Source organism: Olivibacter ginsenosidimutans (genome assembly GCF_039542865.1).
GTDB lineage: Bacteria > Bacteroidota > Bacteroidia > Sphingobacteriales > Sphingobacteriaceae > Olivibacter > Olivibacter ginsenosidimutans.
In genome coordinates this window covers 68,112-89,590 of the sequence record NZ_BAABIQ010000040.1, presented here as the reverse complement: position 1 = coordinate 89,590, position 21,479 = coordinate 68,112, and the positions used below count along the sequence as shown (strand labels likewise).

At 42.5% G+C, this 21,479-nt stretch carries 13 protein-coding genes; 8 read left to right on the top strand and 5 right to left on the bottom strand.

Features of this window, described 5'->3' with window-relative positions; translation table 11 throughout:
* The first annotated feature begins 15 nt into the window (after positions 1–15).
* The 8 genes from ABD930_RS15330 to ABD930_RS15295 all read left to right on the top strand — a co-directional run bounded on the left by ABD930_RS15330 (position 16) and on the right by ABD930_RS15295 (position 15,463).
* Entirely contained in the window at positions 16–2,202 is a 2,187-nt protein-coding gene (locus tag ABD930_RS15330) for a RagB/SusD family nutrient uptake outer membrane protein (protein ID WP_345232643.1), read from the top strand.
* Positions 2,203–2,219: 17 nt separating this feature from the next.
* Positions 2,220–4,037: a hypothetical protein gene (locus tag ABD930_RS15325; protein ID WP_345232640.1), complete on the top strand. Its 1,818-nt coding sequence runs from the start codon at positions 2,220–2,222 to the stop codon at positions 4,035–4,037.
* Between the two features lie 10 nt (positions 4,038–4,047).
* Complete coding sequence (locus ABD930_RS15320) at positions 4,048–6,060, top strand: hypothetical protein (RefSeq protein ID WP_345232638.1); 2,013 nt, start codon at positions 4,048–4,050, stop codon at positions 6,058–6,060.
* Positions 6,061–6,204: 144 nt separating this feature from the next.
* Positions 6,205–9,306, top strand: a complete 3,102-nt coding sequence (locus ABD930_RS15315) for a SusC/RagA family TonB-linked outer membrane protein (protein WP_345232636.1) — start codon at positions 6,205–6,207, stop codon at positions 9,304–9,306.
* Positions 9,307–9,316: 10 nt separating this feature from the next.
* Positions 9,317–10,816: a RagB/SusD family nutrient uptake outer membrane protein gene (locus ABD930_RS15310; protein ID WP_345232634.1), complete on the top strand. Its 1,500-nt coding sequence runs from the start codon at positions 9,317–9,319 to the stop codon at positions 10,814–10,816.
* A 41-nt stretch (positions 10,817–10,857) separates the two neighbouring features.
* Entirely contained in the window at positions 10,858–12,576 is a 1,719-nt protein-coding gene (locus tag ABD930_RS15305; protein WP_345232632.1) for an alpha-L-rhamnosidase-related protein, read from the top strand.
* A 76-nt stretch (positions 12,577–12,652) separates the two neighbouring features.
* Positions 12,653–14,398 carry an alpha-L-rhamnosidase-related protein gene (locus tag ABD930_RS15300; protein WP_345232630.1) on the top strand — a complete coding sequence of 582 codons (1,746 nt, stop codon included), beginning with the start codon at positions 12,653–12,655 and terminating at the stop codon, positions 14,396–14,398.
* Between the two features lie 33 nt (positions 14,399–14,431).
* A complete protein-coding gene (locus ABD930_RS15295; protein WP_345232628.1) occupies positions 14,432–15,463 on the top strand; it encodes a GntR family transcriptional regulator in 1,032 nt (343 codons plus the stop codon).
* 76 nt (positions 15,464–15,539) lie between these two features.
* Here ABD930_RS15295 and ABD930_RS15290 read toward each other — a convergent pair whose 3' ends face one another.
* The 5 genes from ABD930_RS15290 to ABD930_RS15270 form a co-directional block, all read right to left on the bottom strand.
* On the bottom strand, positions 15,540–16,139 hold the full coding sequence (locus ABD930_RS15290; RefSeq protein ID WP_345232625.1) for a histidine phosphatase family protein: 600 nt from the start codon (positions 16,137–16,139) through the stop codon (positions 15,540–15,542).
* Positions 16,136–17,575 (bottom strand): FGGY-family carbohydrate kinase, encoded by a 1,440-nt coding sequence (locus tag ABD930_RS15285; RefSeq protein ID WP_345232623.1) that lies wholly within the window; start codon positions 17,573–17,575, stop codon positions 16,136–16,138. Before ABD930_RS15285 ends, ABD930_RS15290 begins: the two co-directional genes overlap by 4 nt.
* Positions 17,572–19,026 carry an FGGY-family carbohydrate kinase gene (locus ABD930_RS15280; protein ID WP_345232621.1) on the bottom strand — a complete coding sequence of 485 codons (1,455 nt, stop codon included), beginning with the start codon at positions 19,024–19,026 and terminating at the stop codon, positions 17,572–17,574. Before ABD930_RS15280 ends, ABD930_RS15285 begins: the two co-directional genes overlap by 4 nt.
* 7 nt (positions 19,027–19,033) lie before the next feature.
* Complete coding sequence (locus ABD930_RS15275) at positions 19,034–20,038, bottom strand: 2-hydroxyacid dehydrogenase (RefSeq protein WP_345232619.1); 1,005 nt, start codon at positions 20,036–20,038, stop codon at positions 19,034–19,036.
* A gap of 166 nt (positions 20,039–20,204) precedes the next feature.
* A complete protein-coding gene (locus ABD930_RS15270) occupies positions 20,205–21,461 on the bottom strand; it encodes an MFS transporter (RefSeq protein ID WP_345232617.1) in 1,257 nt (418 codons plus the stop codon).
* Between the last annotated feature and the right edge of the window lie 18 nt (positions 21,462–21,479).

The window sequence follows — 21,479 nt, the reverse complement described above, 5'->3', positions numbered from 1 at the left end:
GTTAAAATGATGAATATGATAAAGAGATTTAACATACTACTTGGCAGTGTTTTCTTCTTTACCCTGCTCGGGTGTAATAAGCAATTGGAACTGCCGTCTGACGGTAGAATCACTATGGATGATATTTTTACAGATTATAATCAGACTAGGGGATATTTGAATTCCTGTTATGGCTATGTTCCGACACCAGACATGGATCGGGCTTCCTATACTGACGAATCTGAAAATGCGGATATTAATGCAACAGGATCAAGTAAATACGATTTTTGGTACGATGGCAATATAACTTCTTCGAATTATGCGGATTATTCTACTGATGGTAGCCCTTGGAGCGATTTATATACCGGCATACGTAAATGCAATGTATTTATTGAAGGGATGCGAACGGCGACGGTATATGCCAGCGAGGAAGAAAAAGCAGGATGGGTTGCACAGGCTAGGACACTACGGGCTTTATATTATTTGCAGCTCATAAAACGGTACGGAGGTGTACCCCTAGTGAAATCATCCGTGGAAATTGGTCATGATTTTTCCCAAGATCATAAGGCGTCGTTTAATGAGGTCGTTAATTTTATTGTTTCCGATTGTGATTCTGCGCTTATGGTGCCCGATACCGAGCAGGGTTTTCATTGGGCGATCTATGATAATCAACAGGGAATCATGACGCGAGCGGTAGCTTACGCTGTCCAATCACAAGCAGTTACCTATGCTGCTAGTCCGCTATTTACAGACGGAACATATACCTGGGAAAAAGCAACATCCATTAATGCAGAGGCATTAAACCAATTGTTGTCGCACGACTATAAACTTTTTGATGATAAGCCATCGCCGGATGCAGCGCAAAATGCTTATGCCTTATACTTTATCACCAATCCGAACGATCAACGTTCATATGATAAAGAAACGATCTATCAAGTTGGTGGACAACGGCAAGTTTGGAAGTATGCGGGCCTGCCCTCAACCACGGGGCAAGAGAAGGCAGGACCCTGTCCGTCACAGGAATTGATTGATAGCTACGAAATGGCTAATGGGCAATCACCTATTCGTGGATATGCTGATGCAGATCATCTGCAACCCATTATAAACCCAACATCGGGCTATGATCCTAACCGCCCTTATGAAGGACGCGATCCGCGTTTCTACGCATCAATCTATTATAATGGTGCGCCAAAGACATTGGGAGTTGGTGGTAGCGAAACCCAGCCCTTCACGTTAGAATTGGGTACAGCTAATAACCTAAGCGCAACAGAAGAATCTGGTGTTTATTTACTAACAACTACTGGAGGAGATCCCTTTATACAGACATCCCCATTAGCAGAGAAACTAAATGGCTATTCCAATGTTGTGCTGACCTTTGAGTATAAAAGCAACACCGGTATCGAAAAACCTGAAATATTTTTCAACCCTATTGCTGGTGGTCGGTCAACCACCTACAGCAATATACCTCCAGCTACTGATTGGACTACCTATACCATAGATATTGGCGCTAGTGTGGGGCAGTTTACTTGGGGAAAAGCAGATGATTTTTTAAGAATTGATTTCGGTGGATTGGCTGGTAAGGACATTCAGCTAAGAAATATTAAGATAACCGAATCTTCGGGCGAAGGCTCGCCTATCGAAACTTTTGTAGGCGGAAAGGAAGCGATTTCTTCCACGAACATTAAAAACACGCGGACAGGATATTATTTACGGAAATTTAATAATTATCGCTCTGGAAGCGGAAATAATGCCGACGGATATATCCGTTTATTCCGTCTAGCAGAAATTTATCTAAACTTTGCCGAATCGGCTTATCAGTCGGAGGGTCCGGATGTGAATATTACTGCGGGTAACCTGTCGCTCAGTGCACGTGATGCGGTAAATACCATACGTACACGCGCCGGGATGCCTCCTTTGCCGATAGGACTTGCCAAAACAGATTTTGAACAACGTTATCGGAATGAGCGACGGATTGAACTGGCATTCGAAGAACACCGTTTTTTTGATGTGCGACGCTGGAAAATTTTGTCAGAAACGGATCAGTTCGTCACAGGAATGCGTATTGAAAAGGCAGGAAATAATTTGAGTTATAATCGGTTTAAGCTTACATCAAGAAAATCGACAGCCGATAAGTGGTTGCTGTATCCCATCGATCAATCAGAAGTGAATAAAATAATCGGATTAGGAGGAGAGAATTGGCAAAACCCCGGTTGGTTGGATTAGAAAAATAATCATTACAAATGAAGAGAATAATAGTTAGTTTATCCGCGATGCTCTTGTTATTGAGCATCCACTTATTGGCACAAGAGAGAATTAGTAGCGATCAATGGGCCGCGACAGATGCACTTGGGAGAAAGGTGAGCAGCTATCAGCCGGATCACCCCAAGAAAAAAGATAAATATATTGCGATGTTCTACTGGACTTGGCATCAAGGTGATGACGATACGACCTATGGTATCAAGAATATCACAGAAATTGTACGCCAGTATCCAGAGGCAATGAAAGATTATCATCATCCTGCTTGGGGGGATAAACAGCCTGGTTTTTTTTACTGGGAGCAGCCTCTGTTCGGTTATTACCAAACAACCGATCCTTGGATATTACGCAAACATGCTGAAATGCTGGCTGATGCTGGAGTTGATGTTGTTTTTTTCGATTGCACCAATGGCAGCCTAACGTGGAAAGCGTCTTATGAGGCGTTAATGGAAACGTGGAACCAGGCAGAACGGGATGGTGTTAAGGTGCCAAAAATTGCGTTTATGTTGCCTTTTGGTCCGGTTCCGAATGCCTTAGTTTCCCTAAGACAGCTTTATCAAGATGTGTATAAGGCAAATAAATATCCTAATTTATGGTTTATCTGGAAAGGAAAGCCTTGCATCATGGCTTATCCGGATAATTTAACCAATAGCAGGGAGGACCAAGAGATTGCGAACTATTTTACGTTTCGTCCTGGACAGCCTGATTATGTAGATGGACCGACAAGAAATGACCAATGGGGTTGGTTGGAGAATTATCCACAGCATGGCTATGTAAAAAATGCGAATGGAACAGTTGAACAGGTGACAGTGGGTATTGCGCAGAACGCTGGTCCCTCAACACAAGGGCATTGTAGTGCATTTAACCTTCCCGGTACCTTCGGCCGAAGTTTTAGTCGGCGGAAAGGCTTTGATCCGCGTATTGAAGGTTATCTGTATGGATGGAATTTTCAGGAGCAATGGGATCGAGCTTTTGAGCTCAACCCAGAATTGGTTTTTGTTACCGGATGGAATGAATTTACTGCAGGTCAATGGCTGCCTAAAGATAGTTGGACAGGCGATCCCTTTTCTTTTGTTGATCAGTTTGATTGGGAACACAGCCGTGATATTGAACCCAATAAGGGATGGGGAGATCGAGGGGATGTGTATTACTTGCAGCTGATTGATAATGTGCGGAGATTTAAGGGAATGGATGCGCCTGAACAAGCCTCTGGCTCAAAAACCATACGTATGGGACGGTGGGATGATTGGGATGATGTTAAACCTTATTATAAACATTATAAGGGAAATACCTTAGGTCGTGACCATCGCGGAAGGTATAATCAGTATTACGTTAATCATACGGGGCGGAATGATATTGTAGGCGCTAAAGTGGCTCGGGATAATCGTAATATGTATTTCTTCGTGGAAACAGCAGATAAATTAACAGATAAAAATGACCGAAATTGGATGCTGCTCTTTATTGATAGCGATCGAAATAAAGCGACCGGTTGGAATGGTTATGATCTCCTCATTAATCGGTTGAATCCTAAAGGAAATAAAGCCATAGTTGAAAGAAATATCGGAGGACGTTGGGAATGGGAGCCGCTAACAGAGGCCCCCTTTGCCGTAAAGAACAATAAACTGGAATTGGCTATTCAACTTGATGCATTGGGACTGAAAGCACCAGACAATGTGGCTATTGAGTTTAAATGGAACGATAATATGCAGGAGAACGGCAATATTATGGACTTCTATGTCAATGGTGATACTGCACCCGGAGGTCGTTTTAATTTTGTATACCAGACTACTCCTTCATTATAAACTGTTTTTTATGATTGAAAAAAAGCGTCAATACCTAAATTTTCGATACGTGTTGTTATGGAGCTTTTGCTGCTTACAAACAGGGTTAAGTTTTGCACAAGAAGATACCATACGTGATATCTATCCCGACACTTGGGTGGCCACGGATGCGCTAGGCCGTAAAATGCCGGGGATGATGGATGTAGGACCTCTAAAAAAAGATCAACGTCGGGTGGTAGGGATGTTTTATATCACTTGGCATAGCGATAACCTAGCCGATTTAAAGGGTCCTTATACGGCTGATGTAACAAAGGTGCTTACGTCGGATCCGACTGCTCGCCTCAATGCCAAGCACCCTCTTTGGAAGGAGGGATCTTATCATTGGGGAGAACCTGAAATGGGCTATTTTCTAAGCAAAGATACCTATGTTATCCGCAAAGATATGTCGATGCTTGCTGATGCGGGGGTAGATGTACTGGTTATGGATGTAACCAATGCGGTACGTTATTGGGATGAATGGGAGGTATTGTTTACCACCATGCAACAAATGAAGGCAGAAGGTAATCAGGTACCGAAATTTTGCTTTTGGGCATTTAATGGACCGGTCATTACCGTTGTACAAGATCTATATGACCGAATTTATAAAACAAAACGGTTCAGCGATTTATGGTTTTATTGGGATGGCAAACCCTTATTGTTGTATAACGCCAATCCAGAGATAGATGCTAACGGGCAAGGAACCCAACAGCCAAATCCGCATTATGATGCAGCAGCAAAGACAGATGTCCATCATCCACATTATGGTAATCCAGATTATACAGAAGAATTTTATAAGGATTACACCAAAGAGGTCAACGCTTTTTTTACCTTGCGTAATATGTGGTGGGGCTATTATGAATGGGCAGGAAAACGTTTTGTGGGTACAGAAGATAACTGGAGTTTCGGTTACGATTTGGGTAATGAAAAAGTCCGCACCATGCCTCCTGATAGTTTGGTGTCAACCCACTACGGGAAAAAAGAGGAAGCAGCTGTCACACCCGCACAGCATCCCTCTAGCTTGGTTGGTAAATCCTGGTCGCGTTCAAAAGGAGAGCCGGTGTTAAATCAATACGATCTTCCCCAGCCGACGTATGTGCCTTGGTTACATCAAACGGTTGATCGTCCTGAAGGCTATGGAATTTATTTTCAGGAACGTTGGGAAGAAGCACTTAAGAGTGATCCACAATTTTTGTATCTCAACGATTGGAATGAATGGACAGCAGGAAAATACCAGCCTAAAGAAGGGAAAACAGTTGATTTTATGCGTCGCAAAAGTCCTTATTTTTTTGTTGACCAATATAACGCAGAATTTAATCGTACCATACAACCGATGAAAGGTGGCTATACGGATAACTATTATATGCAAATGGCTCAAAATATCCGACGTTATAAAGGGGTACGGCCCATTCCTACATCGAAAGGCTTAGCTCATATCGTCATTGATGGTCGTTTTGATGACTGGAAAGCGATTGCGGTGGAATACCGGGATACCAAAGGGGATGTTTTTCACCGCGACTATAAAGGTTATGGTGGCATGTATTATCGAGACAGCTCTGGAAGAAATGATATCCTTACGGCTAAAGTTGCTGTCGATCGGCAAACAATTTATTTCTATGCTCAAACAGCCCAAGCACTATCTTCCCATCAAGATCCCAATTGGATGTTATTATTCATCGATGCTGATAGCGATTCCAAGACGGGTTGGAATGGGTACGACTATATCCTAAACAAGGTAGTGAAAGATGAACATACAACTACTTTAATGCAATACAATTCCGTAAAGGGTATCTGGGAACCCAAGGCCGATCTACCGTTTTCTTATCGGGATAATGCCTTGGAGATTGCTGTTCCTAGACGGTTAGTAGGCTTTACGGCAAAGCAATTGCAATTTGATTTTAAATGGAGCGATAACCCCGAGAACTTAAACGATATCATTTCGTTGAGTACTCGTGGAGACACGGCACCAAATAGACGATTTAATTATCGATACCAATGGAAGAGATAGAAAAAATTAACTATACCATATGTTGGTAGCATAACAGTGCAGGATGGTTTTCAGGATAGTACAGGATGAGTTCCTAGTAAGTATTATGTTAATTGGGAAGCCTTATATAAGGAGCTAACTTTTTAACCAAAGAAAATTCATTTTATGCACTACTTAAAGACTACATGGCTAAATCTTCTATTCTGTTTTATTACCGTTTATGCATTTTCGCAGGAAAAAAAGCAAATTACTGGCGTGGTGTCAGACGCTAGTGGACCCATTCCAGGAGTTTCTGTACTGGTCAAAGGTACACGCGAAGGAACTACAACAACAGCACAAGGCGCATATTCCATAAGCGCAGCAAAGGGCACTACACTTGTTTTTCGGAATGTTGGATACACTACCAAAGAAGTGGCTGTAGGAGACGAACCAACAATTGATGTGCTGTTGGAAACAAGTGCCGAGGGCTTAGATGAAGTAGTCATCATTGGCTACGGGAGTCAACAAAAGAAAGACTTGACGGGATCGGTAGGTACAGTATCTCAAACCGCTATCAAAGATATGCCGGTTTCTGGTGTTAACCAAAAGCTGAGCGGTCAAATCGCTGGTGTGCAAGTACGTACACCTACAGGTACTCCTGGAGGAGGCTCTCAAATTAAAATCAGGGGGTCGGGCTCAATTGGTGCCGGCGATGATCCCTTGTTTGTAGTGGACGGTTTTCCACTTACTTCTTCTTCTGGCCGGACTTCAAATCCTCTGGCGATTATTAACCCTGACGATATCGAATCTATTTCTATTCTTAAGGATGCGTCATCAACAGCAATTTATGGATCGCGCGGCTCCAATGGAGTAGTGGTGATTACGACAAAAAAAGGTAAATCTGGCCAACCCAATGTTGGTGTTACGATGTATACCGGCCTACAACAGGTTCCCGAAAAAGGTAAACCAACGATGTTAAATGCGCGGGAATTTGCGCAGTTTAGAAAGGAAATCATTGAAGATAATTTTGCCTCAAGAGGCTTGGTCGCTACAGATGATGATATTCCCGTTGAGTTTAGAAACCCGGAGCAATATGGTGAGGGAACCAATTGGTATAATGAGATCTTACGAACCGCACCACAAAACGAAGTTAACGCAAATGTAATAGGAGGCGGCGATCACAGTCAGTATGCTTTTTCGCTAGGCTATTTTAATCAACAGGGAGTGCTTCGCTATACGGATTATGACCGTATTTCGGTACGGACCAATGTTTCGACAGATTTGGGTAAGCGGTTGAAAGTGGGCGTGATTTTGGCGCCTACATATTCTACGCAAAAGCTTAATAATTTTGAAACGGGTTTTACGGATGTATTAACAAGCAGCCTATGGCTCAGTCCACTTGTACCTGTAACCGATGCCAACGGAAATCGTACCTCCTATATTAGCTCTCCTGGAATGTATGCCGGACCAAATCCACTAAATAAACTGGAGTTTGGCGGAACCAATCAAAAATTATTCCGTGGCCTAGGATCAGCCTTTGCTGAATTGAATTTATTTGAAGGGTTCAAAGCTAAGTATAGTTTTAATATCGACTATAGTAGTGGCTCTGGTTTTACATTTAATCCATCCTTTGTGGGCGGGATAAATGCTCCACCCGAGTCATATGTGCCAAATTCTTCCACCAGTAAGTCCTCTACAACGAACTGGATGTCTGAGGTATTATTGACATACGAAAAAGAGTTGGCTCCAGGGCATCATATTGATGCAATAGCGGGATATTCGGCGCAAAAGGAGCGGTTAGATGGACTTAATTTAAATGCCACTAATTATCCAGATGATTTGATCGAAACCATTAATGCAGCTTCTTTAATTCCATCATGGGGGCAAGATGTGCAAGAATGGGCACTTTTATCCATGTTCGCACGGGTAAATTATTCACTCGGAGAAAAGTGGATTTTTACCGGTACGGTTAGAAGAGACGGATCTTCGAGATTTGGTGCAAATAATAAGTATGGTACATTTCCCTCTGGAGCAGTTGCCTACCATATTGGGGAGGAGAATTTCCTGAAAAATATTTCTTGGATCAGCGATGCTAAACTGCGTGCTAGTTATGGTCTTTCCGGTAATTTTAATATTGGTAATTATACCTACTTATCAAACATTTCGACAGCCAATTATGCTTTAGGCGGACAACTCGCTGGAGGAAGAGTTGCTACTTCTTTACAGAATAATGAGCTAACTTGGGAACAATCCAAGGAATGGGATGCCGGTTTGGATTTGGGCTTCTTAAATAGTCGAATTAATGTAACGATCGATGCCTACAACCGTATTACCACCGGTATGTTATATGATGCAGAAATTCCTTATTCTTCTGGCTTTGGTAATGTGACCATTAATTCAGGTAAAATTCGTAACAGGGGTTTAGAGTTTTCTGTGAATACGCAAAATTTAGTTAACGCATTTAAATGGAATACAAGCTTTAATATAGCATTTAATCGAAACAAAGTACTTCAATTGAATGATCGCAATGACCCAATTTACACCGGACGTAGTGGAGAGGGGAACTATACCCATATTACGAAAGTTGGAGGTCCTATTGGGCAGTTCTTTGGCTATATCAAAGAAGGGATTTATATGACGCAGGAAGATTTTGATAATTCGCCGAAACATGTTACGTCCGTTTTAGGATCGGTAAAATATAAGGATGTTGACGGTAATGGCATTATCGAGCCAGTAAAGGACTTTGCTATCATTGGTAATCCACATCCCGATTTTACCTATGGTATGACCAACACGTTTAGCTATAAGCATTTCGATTTAAATGTTGTTGTTGTGGGATCTCAGGGAAATGAAATTTTAAAGCAGGCGAATCAACATTTATTTAATATCGATGGGATTTTTAACGTCGATAGATCGGTTCTGAATAGATGGCGCTCTGAAGAAAATCCCGGCGATGGGATGACGCCAACTACCAATGGGGCACGAGTGATTTACCGTGATGTAAATTCGAGCTGGGTAGAAGATGGGTCTTATTTAAGAATTCAGAATCTAACCCTAGGCTATTCTCTACCAGAAAGCTTTTTGAAAAAAAGTCACGTGATAAAAAGTACTCGTTTATATGCGAGTGTGCAGAATTTGGCAACATTTACCAGTTATTCTGGAGGTAATCCGGAAGTGGTACCTCGTGCCAACGAAGGGGGCCTGAGTACCGCTTTAGTTCCAGGGCTTGATTGGACAAGCTACCCTTTACCTAGAACATTTACTTTTGGTTTAAACATGACTTTTTAAGATACATATCATGAAGAATTTACATCGCACATCGATTATATATACCCTTTTGGCCGTGTTGACATTGGGTTCTTGCAGCAAAAATTTTTTAGCAATTGACCCAGAAACGACAGCCAATTCAGACAATTTTTATAAAAACCAAGAGGAAGTAGAACAGGCCGTCAATGGCGCATATAATATCTTGCAGGATTTAGGTCGTTTGCATCTGTGGTTATACGGTGAAATGCGCTCGGACAATACAACATTTCAATATAACAATCAAGATAGAGGACTGGAAACCCGGGAGTTTATTGATCAGTTTTTAGTAGATGCGAGTGCAGAGCCTATTAGACAATTTTGGCAACTTTCCTACCAAGGCATTACCCGTACAAATGATGTTTTAGCACGGTTGGATGAAGTGGAGATGACGGATGAGAAGCGTGCGCAATATCGGGGTGAAGTGTTATTTCTTCGAGCTTTTCATTATTTTAACCTGGTTAGACAGTATGGTGGAGTGCCTTTGAGATTGGCTCCTGTTGAATCGCCGGATAGTGCGCTGTCTAAAGGTAGGGCACCTGTGGAAGAGGTATATAACCAAATTGTTAGCGACTTATCATCTGCCGCAGATAATTTATCGAACGCGACTATCAGCTCGGCAGAAAAAGGACGTGTTACGGAAGGTGCGGCACGAACCCTATTGGCCAAAGTGTACCTAACACTTAAAAAATATGATGAGGCCATCGATCAGTTGAGAAAAGTATCTACCATGGGATATTCCTTAGTGACCAATTATGCGGATAATTTTTCACCGGAAAAGAAAAATGGCGCAGAGTCAATCTTTGAAATTCAATACTTGGGTTCCCAACCATCCTTATCCAGTAATTTTATGTACCAGTTTGCACCCTATACGTCGGGTAGCGTAGTAACACAGGATCCCAATACGAATTTGGGGGGTAGTGCCGGTTGGAATATTCCAACGCAGGATATGATTGATGCTTATGAAGAGGGAGATAAACGTAAAGCGTCTTCCCTCGCAGAAGGATTTACCAATAGCAGCGGGACTTTTGTTGCCGTTCCTTATGTTAAAAAGTATAACTTTGGTTTTGTTGAACCAGGCCAAACAGATGTGAATTTTCCAGTGCTGCGTTATGCTGATGTGCTGTTGATGTTGGCAGAATGTTTAAATGAGAAAGGATTTGCAGCAAATGGAGAGGCTTTCAATTTAGTGAATAACATTCGGGAAAGAGCTGGTTTGAAACCGTTGGAAGCTCGGGATATCAATGGTCAGGACCGTTTTAGGGAAGCGGTTTTCCAAGAAAGAAGGGTAGAGTTAGCATTTGAGAATCATCGTTGGTATGACTTGTTGCGGACGGGGAAAGCGGTGGAAATCATGAATGCCCATGGAGCAAGAGAAAAAGATGGCTCACTGACGATACCGACAAACGCCTATCAGGTAACCAACAATAGGCTTTTGCTGCCAATTCCTCAACGGGAAATTAACTTAGATAATCTAGAACAGAACCCACAGTAATCGCATTAAAAAATGGACATTGATTGGTAAATAAGATTAGGATGAGCATACAAAAGGCAGTAGTGGTAATGCTAGGGACGATGCTGTTGTTTGGTGAACACCCTTCTAGCTTTGCGAAAAGCGAGAAGGGTGTTCCCGGTATACAAGACCGCTTGCATTTGAAGAACCTTAACGATACGGTAGACTATTATGCAGCACAACGCGAGCAATGGTTAGCCAAAGCGGAGGCAAATAAACCCGTATTAACAGAAACAATAGTAAAACCAGTACGTTTAGGGAAATTAGTAAAAGACAACGATGCTTTCCAAAATTGGCGGATGGATCCTGCAGCGTCCATTGACCAGTTTATTAGCCAGGGCTTTAAAGAACAGTCTGGTGTAATCATCGATTTTGGCACACATGTTACCGGATATGTCTCGTTTTCGTTACGTCCATTACACACGACACCGGATGCACCTTTACGTCTAAAATTGACCTTTGGCGAGGTGCCCTCAGAAGTAGCTGTTCCCTTCGACCCCTATCCTGGGGGCTTAAGCCGAGCTTGGTTGCAAGATGAAATTGTAACGGTTAGTGAACTTCCTGCTCAAATAACGATACCACGCCGTCTAGCCTTTCGTTATGTGAAAGTCGAATTGTTAAGTCCCTCGATTGCTTACGATTTTACGTTCGATTCCATTCAGATTAAAGCCACAAGCTCAGCTTCTACCGCGGTGGCTGCTTTGGCATCTAAAACTTCTGAACGGATAAAAGCAATTGATCGCGTGGGGCTGCAAACATTAAGCGAATGTATGCAAACGGTATATGAAGATGGACCTAAACGGGATCGACGGCTATGGATTGGTGATTTATACCTAGAGGCTTTGGCAAACGATGTTTCCTATAAAAACCACCAGTTAACCAGGCGTTGCCTGTATTTGCTGGCAGCTCTAGCGAATAAGGAAGGTTATCTACACGGAACCGTTTTTGAACGTCCGAAACCACATCCACAAGAAGGACAGCAATTGTTAGATTACGCTTTGCTGTTCGGTGTGGCGTTAAAAGATTATGCCGAAAATACAGGAGACACGGGTACAGCATTGGATCTGTGGCCAGTTGTTAAACGGCAAATAGACCTAGTAACACGATACTTACAGCCGGATGGGCGCCTCGATTATGATCGGGCAAACAAGGAACTATGGATTTTTATCGATTGGAAAGATGGCTTACATAAAGCGGTGGCTATACAGGGGCTGGCTATCTTTGCGTTAAAGCAAGCTTACCAGTTGGCTAAACATTTAGGTAAGGAAAAAGAACTTTCCGGCTTACCAAACATGATCCAGAAAATGGAACAGGCATCCCGAAAATATTTCTTTGATCAACAAAAACAACTGTTTGTGAGCGGACCAGCAAAGCAGGTTTCTTACGCTTCGCAGCTATGGATGGTATTAAGCGGTGTGGTTTCGCGTAAGGATGCACCATCGTTGATCCATACCTTAGAACAGGATGCAACAGCCTTAAAACCAGGTGGGCCATATCTGTATCATTATCTCTTACAAGCGATGATCCAAAGTGGAATGGGCAAAGAGGCTAAAGAGATCATGCTCCAGTATTGGGGACAGATGGTCGATATGGGAGCAGATACCTTTTGGGAGGTTTATGATCCAACCGATGAATACAAATCGCCCTACAATTTTTATCCCGTCAACAGCTATTGCCATGCCTGGAGTTGTACGCCGGTTTATTTTATCCGTAAATATCCGGAGATCTTTCAAAATGAATAAATCAGCATAGTGCATGATGCATGGTTAAACGAAGAGTCTTATCTTGTGCCGTCAGCATACAAACATTATATACCTAATGAAGAAAATAAGTATACTCCTTCTCCTCCTTTGTAGTTGTACTTGTGGTTTTAGCCAGTTTGTAAATCATAAACCGGCAATTTTCACAGAAGATTCGTTAACTAGTCCATTAACCCGGAATTTTATTGCACCTCAGCGCATTTTATATACCGAAGGAAACGTAAGCGATCAAGAAGTATTATTAAAACCAGGTATTGGTCAGGCGGATTTAGCAAACCGTTACAAATGTATCTTACAAAATTCCGGTGATGGAAAAAAGGCCAGTATTCTGCTGGATTTTGGACGTGAACTTCACGGAGGTGTAGAATTAGTTACGGGCATGTGGGCGGGAAACAAGCCGCTGCATGTGCGGTTGACTTTTGGCGAGTCGGCCAGTGAGGCGATGAGTGTTGTTGGTGAAAAGGGTGCAACCAATGATCACGCCATACGCGATTTTCAGACATTGCTGCCATGGCTGGGAAAAATCCAATTAGGCGAAACGGGGTTTCGGTTTTTACGCATTACACTCGAAGAGGATAGTGCGGCATTACAGTTGAAAGAAGTGCGTGCGATTTTTACCTATCGCGACATTCCTTATCTTGGTTCATTTAAAAGTAATGATGAACGACTGAATAAAATCTGGGAAACTGGTGCCTATACGGTACATTTAAATATGCAGGAATATTTGTGGGATGGCATTAAACGCGATCGACTAGTATGGGTAGGCGACATGCATCCGGAAGTATCGACGATTAACACGGTATTTGGCTATAACGAAGTCGTACCTAAGAGCTTGGATCTGGCCAAAGAAATTACACCATTACCGGGTTGGATGAATGGCATCAGTGCTTATTCAATGTGGTGGATTATTATCCAGCGCGACTGGTATCAACATCATGGAGACTTGGCATACCTGAAGAAGCAGGGTCCTTATTTAGCCGATCTACTGAAATTATTGGCCACGAAGATCGATGAAAAAAACAGTGAACATTTAGATGGAACGCGATTTTTAGATTGGCCTTCGAGTGAGAATGCACCCGCTGTACATGCTGGTTTGCAGGCCATGATGGTGCTCGCTTTCCAAAAAGGAAAAGAATTATCAACGGTATTAAACGATCAGGCAACCGCGGCCCTGTGTACAGATGCTATTGCACGGTTGAAAAAAAATATACCCGACCCCCATGGATCTAAACAAGCAGCGGCTTTATTGTCGTTGGCCGAATTGATGCCTGCCGAAAAAGCTGCTCATGAAATTTTAAATGTAGGCGGTGCGAAAGACTTTTCTACCTTTTATGGGTACTATATGCTACAAGCTATGGCTAAAGCAGGAGATTATCAACAGGCTTTAAACATCATTAAGACGTATTGGGGAGCGATGCTCGATTTAGGTGCAACGACCTTTTGGGAAGACTTTAATATGGATTGGCTACCCAATGCCGCTCGGATTGATGAGCTGGTGCCGCCGGGTAAACAAGATATCCATGGCGATTATGGCGCCTACTGTTATGAAGGTTTCAGGCATAGCCTATGTCATGGTTGGGCATCCGGACCAACGGCTTGGCTTACCGAACATGTATTGGGTATACAAGTAGCGGCTCCAGGTTGTGCAGCAATTCAGCTAAAACCGCACTTGGGTGATTTGAAAGTGGTAGAAGGGACGTTTCCAACACCAAAGGGTGTATTGTGGGTAAAGCATACCAAATTGGCTAATGGACAGATAAAAACCGAATATAAAGCGCCAAAAGGTGTTCGCATAATTCAGTAAAAATCGCTATCTTTAGCTTTTTATAGCCTATCCATGAAGTACGATCCATTTTTTGATCACATTAAGATTGACGAATTTTCAGTAACGCCAAAATATCTGCAGCTAACCAGTGCAGTATTGAATGCCATAAAGGAAGGGAAAATAGAAAAAGATGCAATGCTCCCTTCAATTAACGAGTTGAGCTTCGTGCTGGAGGTATCGCGAGACACCGCAGAAAAAGGTTATCGGCATTTAAAGAAATTAGGCGTAATTGATTCAGTACCCGGTAAAGGTTATTATGTCAGCCGTACAGACTTTCGGCAAAAAAGAAGCATCATGCTGCTATTTAATAAATTGAGCGCGCACAAGAAAATTGTATATGATGCTTTTATAAAGACCTTGGGCACTGATGCAGCGGTTGATTTTTACATTTATAACAACGATTTTAACCTGTTTAAAAAGCTTATCCAAAATCAGAAACAGGAGTATACGCATTATGTCATCATTCCGCATTTTGTGGAAGAACGGGAAAAAGCAGCGGAGGTCATTAATCAGCTTCCGAAGGAAAAACTGGTGCTTTTGGATAAAAAGGTACCAGGTGTAGGGGGGGATTATGCTGCGGTATATGAAAATTTTGAAGGCGATATTTACCATGCCTTAGAAGAAGCGCGAGAAGAGTTGGCAAAATACCATACCTTAAAGTTGATTTTTCCGGATAAAAGTTACTTTCCGAGAGAAATTATTAAAGGTTTTTATCGCTTTTGTCAACAATATGCCTTTGATCATTTGTTGGTTAGTGATATTGCAAAGGAACCCATCAAAGAAGGTGAGGTGTACATTAATTTGATGGAAGATGATCTGGTTATCCTACTGGATCGAATTATTTCCATGAAGCTCAAGATAGGCACTCAGGTAGGTGTCATATCGTATAATGAAACCCGCGTAAAGCGCTTTATTTTGGATGGCATTACCACCATTTCAACGGATTTTGAAAAAATGGGCACTACTGCGGCAAATCTAATTCTGGAAAATTCGAAAAGCCATATCGAGGTACCCTTTTATCTATTTAAGCGAGCGTCTTTATAGTTGTGCGTTGTTAGTTTTAAGTTACGTTATAAGCGATAGAAAGTTATAAGGGATCTGGTATGAGCGTATAACCATGTTAACGTGCATTCAGTTGATGGAGCGTAAGTTCTCCTTGACTACTAAGTGTAAACGAGGTGATGGCCGAATTTTCTTGAACAATTCGCCGATAATTCCGCAGAGGCATACCTAATTTATAGGCTAAATACAATCGGTTTACCGTATTATGTGCTACTACCAATAAGGTGCCCTGACTATATTGTTGTACTTTTTCCATAAAAAATTCATCAACGCGACTTACAATTTCGGCTGCTGTATTACCGGTACCCCCCGCACGGTATTTTTCCGGAGCACTATCCCATTGCTCCCACAAGCTAGGGTTTTCGGCTATAAATTCCTCACGGGTCTTTCCTTCCCAAGTGCCAAAATCCAGCTCCGTTAGTCGCTCGTCTTTGGTTACGGGTAAGTGTTCATGACAAGCGAGCGCAGCGGTATTGTATGCTCTTTGTAGGGGTGAAGCATATATAGCATCAAAAGATATAGGCTGTAAGCGCTGTCCGATTGCTTTTGCTTGTGCAATGCCTTTTTCGGTCAGTGCGACATCTGTCGTTCCGCAATAGCGGTTTCCATCAGCATTATAGGGCGTTTCGCCATGGCGTAAAAGATATACAGTCATCATATTGCAAGGTATTGTTTGTTGATTAACAGTTGAATAAATTGACGATAATTTTCTTCATACGTATCGATTAAGGTTGCTTCGGGGTAAATTTCCTTTTCTCGATGGGTCATCTGTTCAACCGCCTCAGTAACCGAATTGAAAATAGTTTTAGAAGCGGCACAAATTGCTGCGCCCAAAACACCTGAAGATTCCCGGCATTTGTAAATAGGCTTATTGAGCACGCTACTACGGATGCGTAACCAAGCGTCGCTATTGCTTCCACCACCAGCGGTAAATACGGCATTTACCGGCTCTCCCGCTAATTTTTCGATGATTTCGTAAGCGTAACGTTCAATATAAGCAACTCCTTCCATATTCGCTGTATAAAGGGCTTCCTTGGAAAGCTTTTCGGGAGCAAATCCACGGGCCTGGGGCGATACAAATGGGAAGCGTTCTCCTTGTTGTTTAAGTGGCCAGGCAAGATAAGGTGATGGTATTAATCGCTCGGCTTGCTGATTTAAGGCAGCCAAGTCTGATGCATTAAAATCGGTGCTTACCCAGTCGGCGCCCGTATTACTGGCACCACCCGGCATCCAGAAACCTTCAGGGTGTCGATGCGAATAGATACTATCTGTTGGATCGATGATAGGTGTTTTGGTTACCCCCTTAATGACCATGGTCGTACCTATGGTGGTATTCCAATCGCCCGGGCAGATTGCTCCAGAAGCCATTTGCGATGCGCATCCATCGGTTAAGCCAACAACAACTGCTAAATTTGGTAGGTCGAGTTGCTGTGCCAGGGTGGGCTGTAGGGTGCCGATGACTGTTCCTGAAGGTACGACCTTCTGTAACCAATGTACAGGTACGAGTTGTTCGGTTACATAAGTTGGCCATTGATGGTGGCTTACATCATAGCCTGTTTTGAGTGCATTGGTATAATCAGTTATGTGATATTGACCACTAAGCCTGCCGGTGATAAAATCTGCTGCGTGAATCCAACGGTGAACAGCAGCTGATTTTTCAGGAAAGTGTTTGGTAAACCACAAGATCTTCGGTAATCCGCAGGAAGCACTAAATGCGGTGAAACCTTTGGGTTGATACTGTTTAGCCAACATGCGGCAATAGGTTCCTTCTTCTACGGAACGCTTGTCACTATACATCAACGCATGATGAAGAGGTTCGTTTGATCGGTCAATAGGAATTACCGTTCCGGATGTAGACGTTGTGGCAATAGCTTTGATTTCCGTTGCTTTTATGGTATTTTTTGTCTTTTTTCTAATTTCTTGAAGCGCCAGCAAGGTATGATCCCACCAAATAAGGGGTGATTGCTCTTCCCTGGATTTGGCCGTCAATGGAAAGGTTCGGGAGGCACTGGCCGCTACTGTACCATTTGCCTGAATGAGTGCTACCCGAACGCCTTGTGTACCTACATCGATGCCAATAACGTATGTATTCATGATACTTGTTTAAAGGTTTGTCTTACAGTTTGCCATTCTTGATACAGTTTAAGGTAGTGACTGCGGTCTTTCGGAACAGTCGTCTCTAAAGTATGGGGAATAGGAGTAGTTTTACCTAATGCATCGTTACAAATAAAGGCGGCACCGATGACCGATGATTGTCGGTATGTATCTCGAATAATGATTTTTTTATCTAAAAGATTGGCTAAAAATTGCCTTAAAGCACGGCTTTGCACGCCGCCACCGCAGGCCAACAGGTAGTTTTTGTGGTGTGGAGCAACTGCACATAGTGTTTTATAGTTTTCATAAATGCTACAGGCAATATCCCAAAGAATCGCCCATACAAAATCACCGCGGGTGAGCTGATGGGAAACAGGAGCATTGAATATAAAACCGCCTTTGGTTAAAGGTGATTTTTCATTCGCTACCAAAGAGCCTAAAGAAGCAATACACTGCTGATGAGGAACCGTATTCAGTTCTTCCTCAATAGTATCATAGCTTTCCTTTGGATAGAAGATTTCCTTTAGGCGCTGATAGTTTAAACCTGTTACTCCGGCATTGGCCTCGAGTACAAAAGCATTTTTGTCGACATGTCTACCGGTCCATGTACGTTCGTGTTCATCGAGTAAATACTGATCAACCACTTGTATAACGGGGGTTGTTGTTCCAGAGACGATAATAACGTCTTCTAGCGTCGGTGCTACGCTTTTAATAGCAACCTGGGTGTCTGAACCACCGGTGATAACCAGTGCCTTTGGACTGATGGCCAACTTTTCGGCTAACGCTGGCAGGACAGGGCCTAATACAGTGCCAGCGGTTTTTAATGGGGGCAACAAGTTGGGCGATAAGCCAAATAAGGCACAGTATGCTGGATTCCATGTACCCTTTTGTACATCATACAATAAGGTTTCGGATGCTTGGGAGTGTTCGTAGACGAATTGATCGGAAAATTTAAAGGTTATCCAATCGCTGATGCTTGTAAAGCGGTGTGCTGAGGGCCAAAGATGCTGTTTTCGTTCCCGAAACCCGACCAGTTTTAATGCCGAAAATAGCGCCGTGGGATAGCGACCAACTACTTGATACATCGCTGATTTGTCTTGAATCAAATGTTCCCATTCCCTTCCCCGATTATCATGGTTAGACATGCCGATGAGTGCTTTACCTGCTGCATCTATTACGACAATCCCTTCTCGTTGACTAGTGGCGGTAATGGCTGCAATTTTAATAGATTTATCGACAGCCAAGAGTACCTCACGACTCATTTCGAGAATCTGTTTCCAAAGTTTTTCCGGATCAAATGACAGCGCATCGGGATAATCATGATCGGTTTCATAAAGCACATTCTGTCTTTTTAGACTTAAAATGGTGCCATCAGGTAAAACAGCTGCTACACGTGCATTTCCTGTACCAATATCAACGATGAGATAGGCTTCTTTTTCTTGCTGACTCATGACTTATTTAAGATAAATTCGTTTCAAGGATTTCTTTATTGACCAATTGTTTAATCGCTTTTTTTCCGTCTTTGAAGAAACTTTTTAAGCTTGCATTCATAATATCGGCATGATGATCTTCCACTTCATGAGTGGCTCCTGCAATATGTGGGGTAGCCAATACATTTTCGTGATGAATGATTTGGTAATCGATCGCATCTGGTGGTTCCTGATCAAAGACATCTAAAATAGCCCCCTTTATTTTCTTTTCCTCTAAGGCAACAAGTAAATCCAGGCGATTAACGACTACCGCTCGCGAAGTATTTACAAAAATAGCATCTGGTTTCATTAGCGATAAATACGTTTTGTCGATCATACCTTTCGTTTGTTCGGTAACAGGAAGATGAATAGCCACTACATCACAGGTGCTAAAAAGCTCTTCTAACGAAACCTTGATGAAATTAGGGTTTTCTGAGGTAAAATAAGGATCGTAATAAAAAATAGTTGCCGGAAAATGTTCCAATAACTTAGCGGTCGTTTGGCCTACTGCACCAAATCCAACCATACCGATTTTTTTACCGGCTACCTCATTTCCTTTAAATTGCAGATAAGAGGTATGTGCACCAGCTTCCCATTTCTCATCGGCTAACCATTTCATACCGGCAAGGGTATTGCGCATAAAGGTAATGAGATTGGCCACAAACATTTCGGCAACGGCTTGTGCATTTCGGGCAGGGGTATTAAACACCGGAATACCGAGCTGCGTAGCCGCATTTACGGCAACGTTAGACGGCGTGCCTCGACAAACGCCTATAAACTTCAGTTGTGGATAGCTATTGATTACTTTTTCGGTAACCTCATCATGTTCAGTAATATAAGCATCTGGTTGAATCTCTTGTAATAATTTTAAGAGTTCTGCTTCGGTATAAGCACTTCCTTTTGTTTTCCATTCCCGATAAATAACCTCTCCGAAAAGGGCCGCTAATTCGTGCTGCGCTTTTTCATAATAAGGTGCTGTAATTAAAATTTTCATATATTGTTGTTCGTTATTCGTTATTTGTTATTCCTTTGATTGTTGGAGCTAGTAGGTAATAGTTTTAAGTCATAAGCAGTAGTGCCTGCCTACCGCAGGCAGGCGTTATAAGTCCCTTAACCGCTATGCCGCTAGCTGTGAAAGCGTATGCTGTCATACGTAAAACTTACAACTTATCACTTGATTCGCTTTCTTTTGGTAAAGTAATAAAGCTCGTTAGCAATGCACTGATAAAATATAATATCGCTAAGACCCATATTACACCTTCATCGCCAATGAGTCCGATAAATAGACCAACTAGTGCCGGACCGATAAATACTGGTAATCCGGCCCCTAAATTCAAGATGGCCATGGCAGCGCCCTTATCTTTTTTTACAAGCGATGGTACTAAGGCCGAAAGGGGCACATAACCGGCCAGTAATGCTCCCCAAAGGGTGCCGCTTAGCATCACTGTCCAATAATCTCCCCCAAACCAATTAGGGCTGTAAAAAAATAGGAGTGTAGTTATGCCACAGCCTACTCCGCCGAACCAAATAATGGTTGTTCGCCAACCTAGGCGATCACCGATGAAACCAAAGAGTAAATTGAAAAGAATATTGGCTGTGAAGATAGTTCCCCAGATTTGAAGCCACTCTTTGGTAGAAATATCAAACTGTGCCATGTAGATGGGTAGAAATACCGGAAATGCAAACTGTGCGGTGGTATTAATGATCCGTACAATCCCACCTAGGAGAACTTTTGGCTCTTCTTTGATAATCGTTAGGCCCTTCAATAGTTCTGCCGTTTTGGAGTCAGTAGCTAGATTAGCTTGCTGTTCAAAACGATCTTTATTGAGTAAAAGTGCGAAGAGAGCACCTAAAGAAACCCAGAATAAGGAACTCCATAGCGTATCTTGATAACCTAGGCGTTCAATAGCCCAACTGGAATAATATGCTCCCAAAACATTTAAGCCACCTGTAAATACAAACCAAAACCAGCCAACTGCCCGTCCAAGCATATGCTGCGGTGTTCGGTAAGTGATCCAAACCAAAAAGGAATAAGCAAATAGCGGATAACCAAAACCCCGTAAAGCATAGGTGATCAACATGATCGGGTAGTTGAGATGGGACATACCAAATCCGACGAAGCCAATGGTGCCTATAATATAGAGTAATAAACCTGTAAACATGGCTTTGCGTGGGCCATACGTTTCGGCTAATACACCAGAAAACCAGGAAGAAATGGCAATGGTAATACCATAAACAGTGAATAAGGCGGCTGATTGTTCGATGCTCATGCCGTTGGATAGCAGATAAGGACTTAACCAGCCTTGTTCTACGCCGTCACCCATCATGAAAATCAATATGCCAAGATATCCCCAGCTTAAGCTTGCCGGTAATCCAATTTTATTGGCGAAAGGTGAACTATTTTGAGTTTTTATCATGTTAATTTAGGATTTTTG

What these genes read in the sequence shown, in the direction of transcription:
- ABD930_RS15325 (WP_345232640.1), top strand. Translation starts at nt 2,220, where the DNA reads ATGAAGAGAATAATAGTTAGTTTATCCGCGATGCTCTTGTTATTGAGC.
- ABD930_RS15280 (WP_345232621.1), bottom strand. Translation starts at nt 19,026, where the DNA reads ATGAGTCAGCAAGAAAAAGAAGCCTATCTCATCGTTGATATTGGTACA.
- ABD930_RS15320 (WP_345232638.1), top strand. Translation starts at nt 4,048, where the DNA reads ATGATTGAAAAAAAGCGTCAATACCTAAATTTTCGATACGTGTTGTTA.
- ABD930_RS15275 (WP_345232619.1), bottom strand. Translation starts at nt 20,038, where the DNA reads ATGAAAATTTTAATTACAGCACCTTATTATGAAAAAGCGCAGCACGAA.
- ABD930_RS15330 (WP_345232643.1), top strand. Translation starts at nt 16, where the DNA reads ATGATAAAGAGATTTAACATACTACTTGGCAGTGTTTTCTTCTTTACC.
- ABD930_RS15285 (WP_345232623.1), bottom strand. Translation starts at nt 17,575, where the DNA reads ATGAATACATACGTTATTGGCATCGATGTAGGTACACAAGGCGTTCGG.
- ABD930_RS15295 (WP_345232628.1), top strand. Translation starts at nt 14,432, where the DNA reads ATGAAGTACGATCCATTTTTTGATCACATTAAGATTGACGAATTTTCA.
- ABD930_RS15270 (WP_345232617.1), bottom strand. Translation starts at nt 21,461, where the DNA reads ATGATAAAAACTCAAAATAGTTCACCTTTCGCCAATAAAATTGGATTA.
- ABD930_RS15305 (WP_345232632.1), top strand. Translation starts at nt 10,858, where the DNA reads ATGAGCATACAAAAGGCAGTAGTGGTAATGCTAGGGACGATGCTGTTG.
- ABD930_RS15310 (WP_345232634.1), top strand. Translation starts at nt 9,317, where the DNA reads ATGAAGAATTTACATCGCACATCGATTATATATACCCTTTTGGCCGTG.
- ABD930_RS15300 (WP_345232630.1), top strand. Translation starts at nt 12,653, where the DNA reads ATGAAGAAAATAAGTATACTCCTTCTCCTCCTTTGTAGTTGTACTTGT.
- ABD930_RS15315 (WP_345232636.1), top strand. Translation starts at nt 6,205, where the DNA reads ATGCACTACTTAAAGACTACATGGCTAAATCTTCTATTCTGTTTTATT.
- ABD930_RS15290 (WP_345232625.1), bottom strand. Translation starts at nt 16,139, where the DNA reads ATGATGACTGTATATCTTTTACGCCATGGCGAAACGCCCTATAATGCT.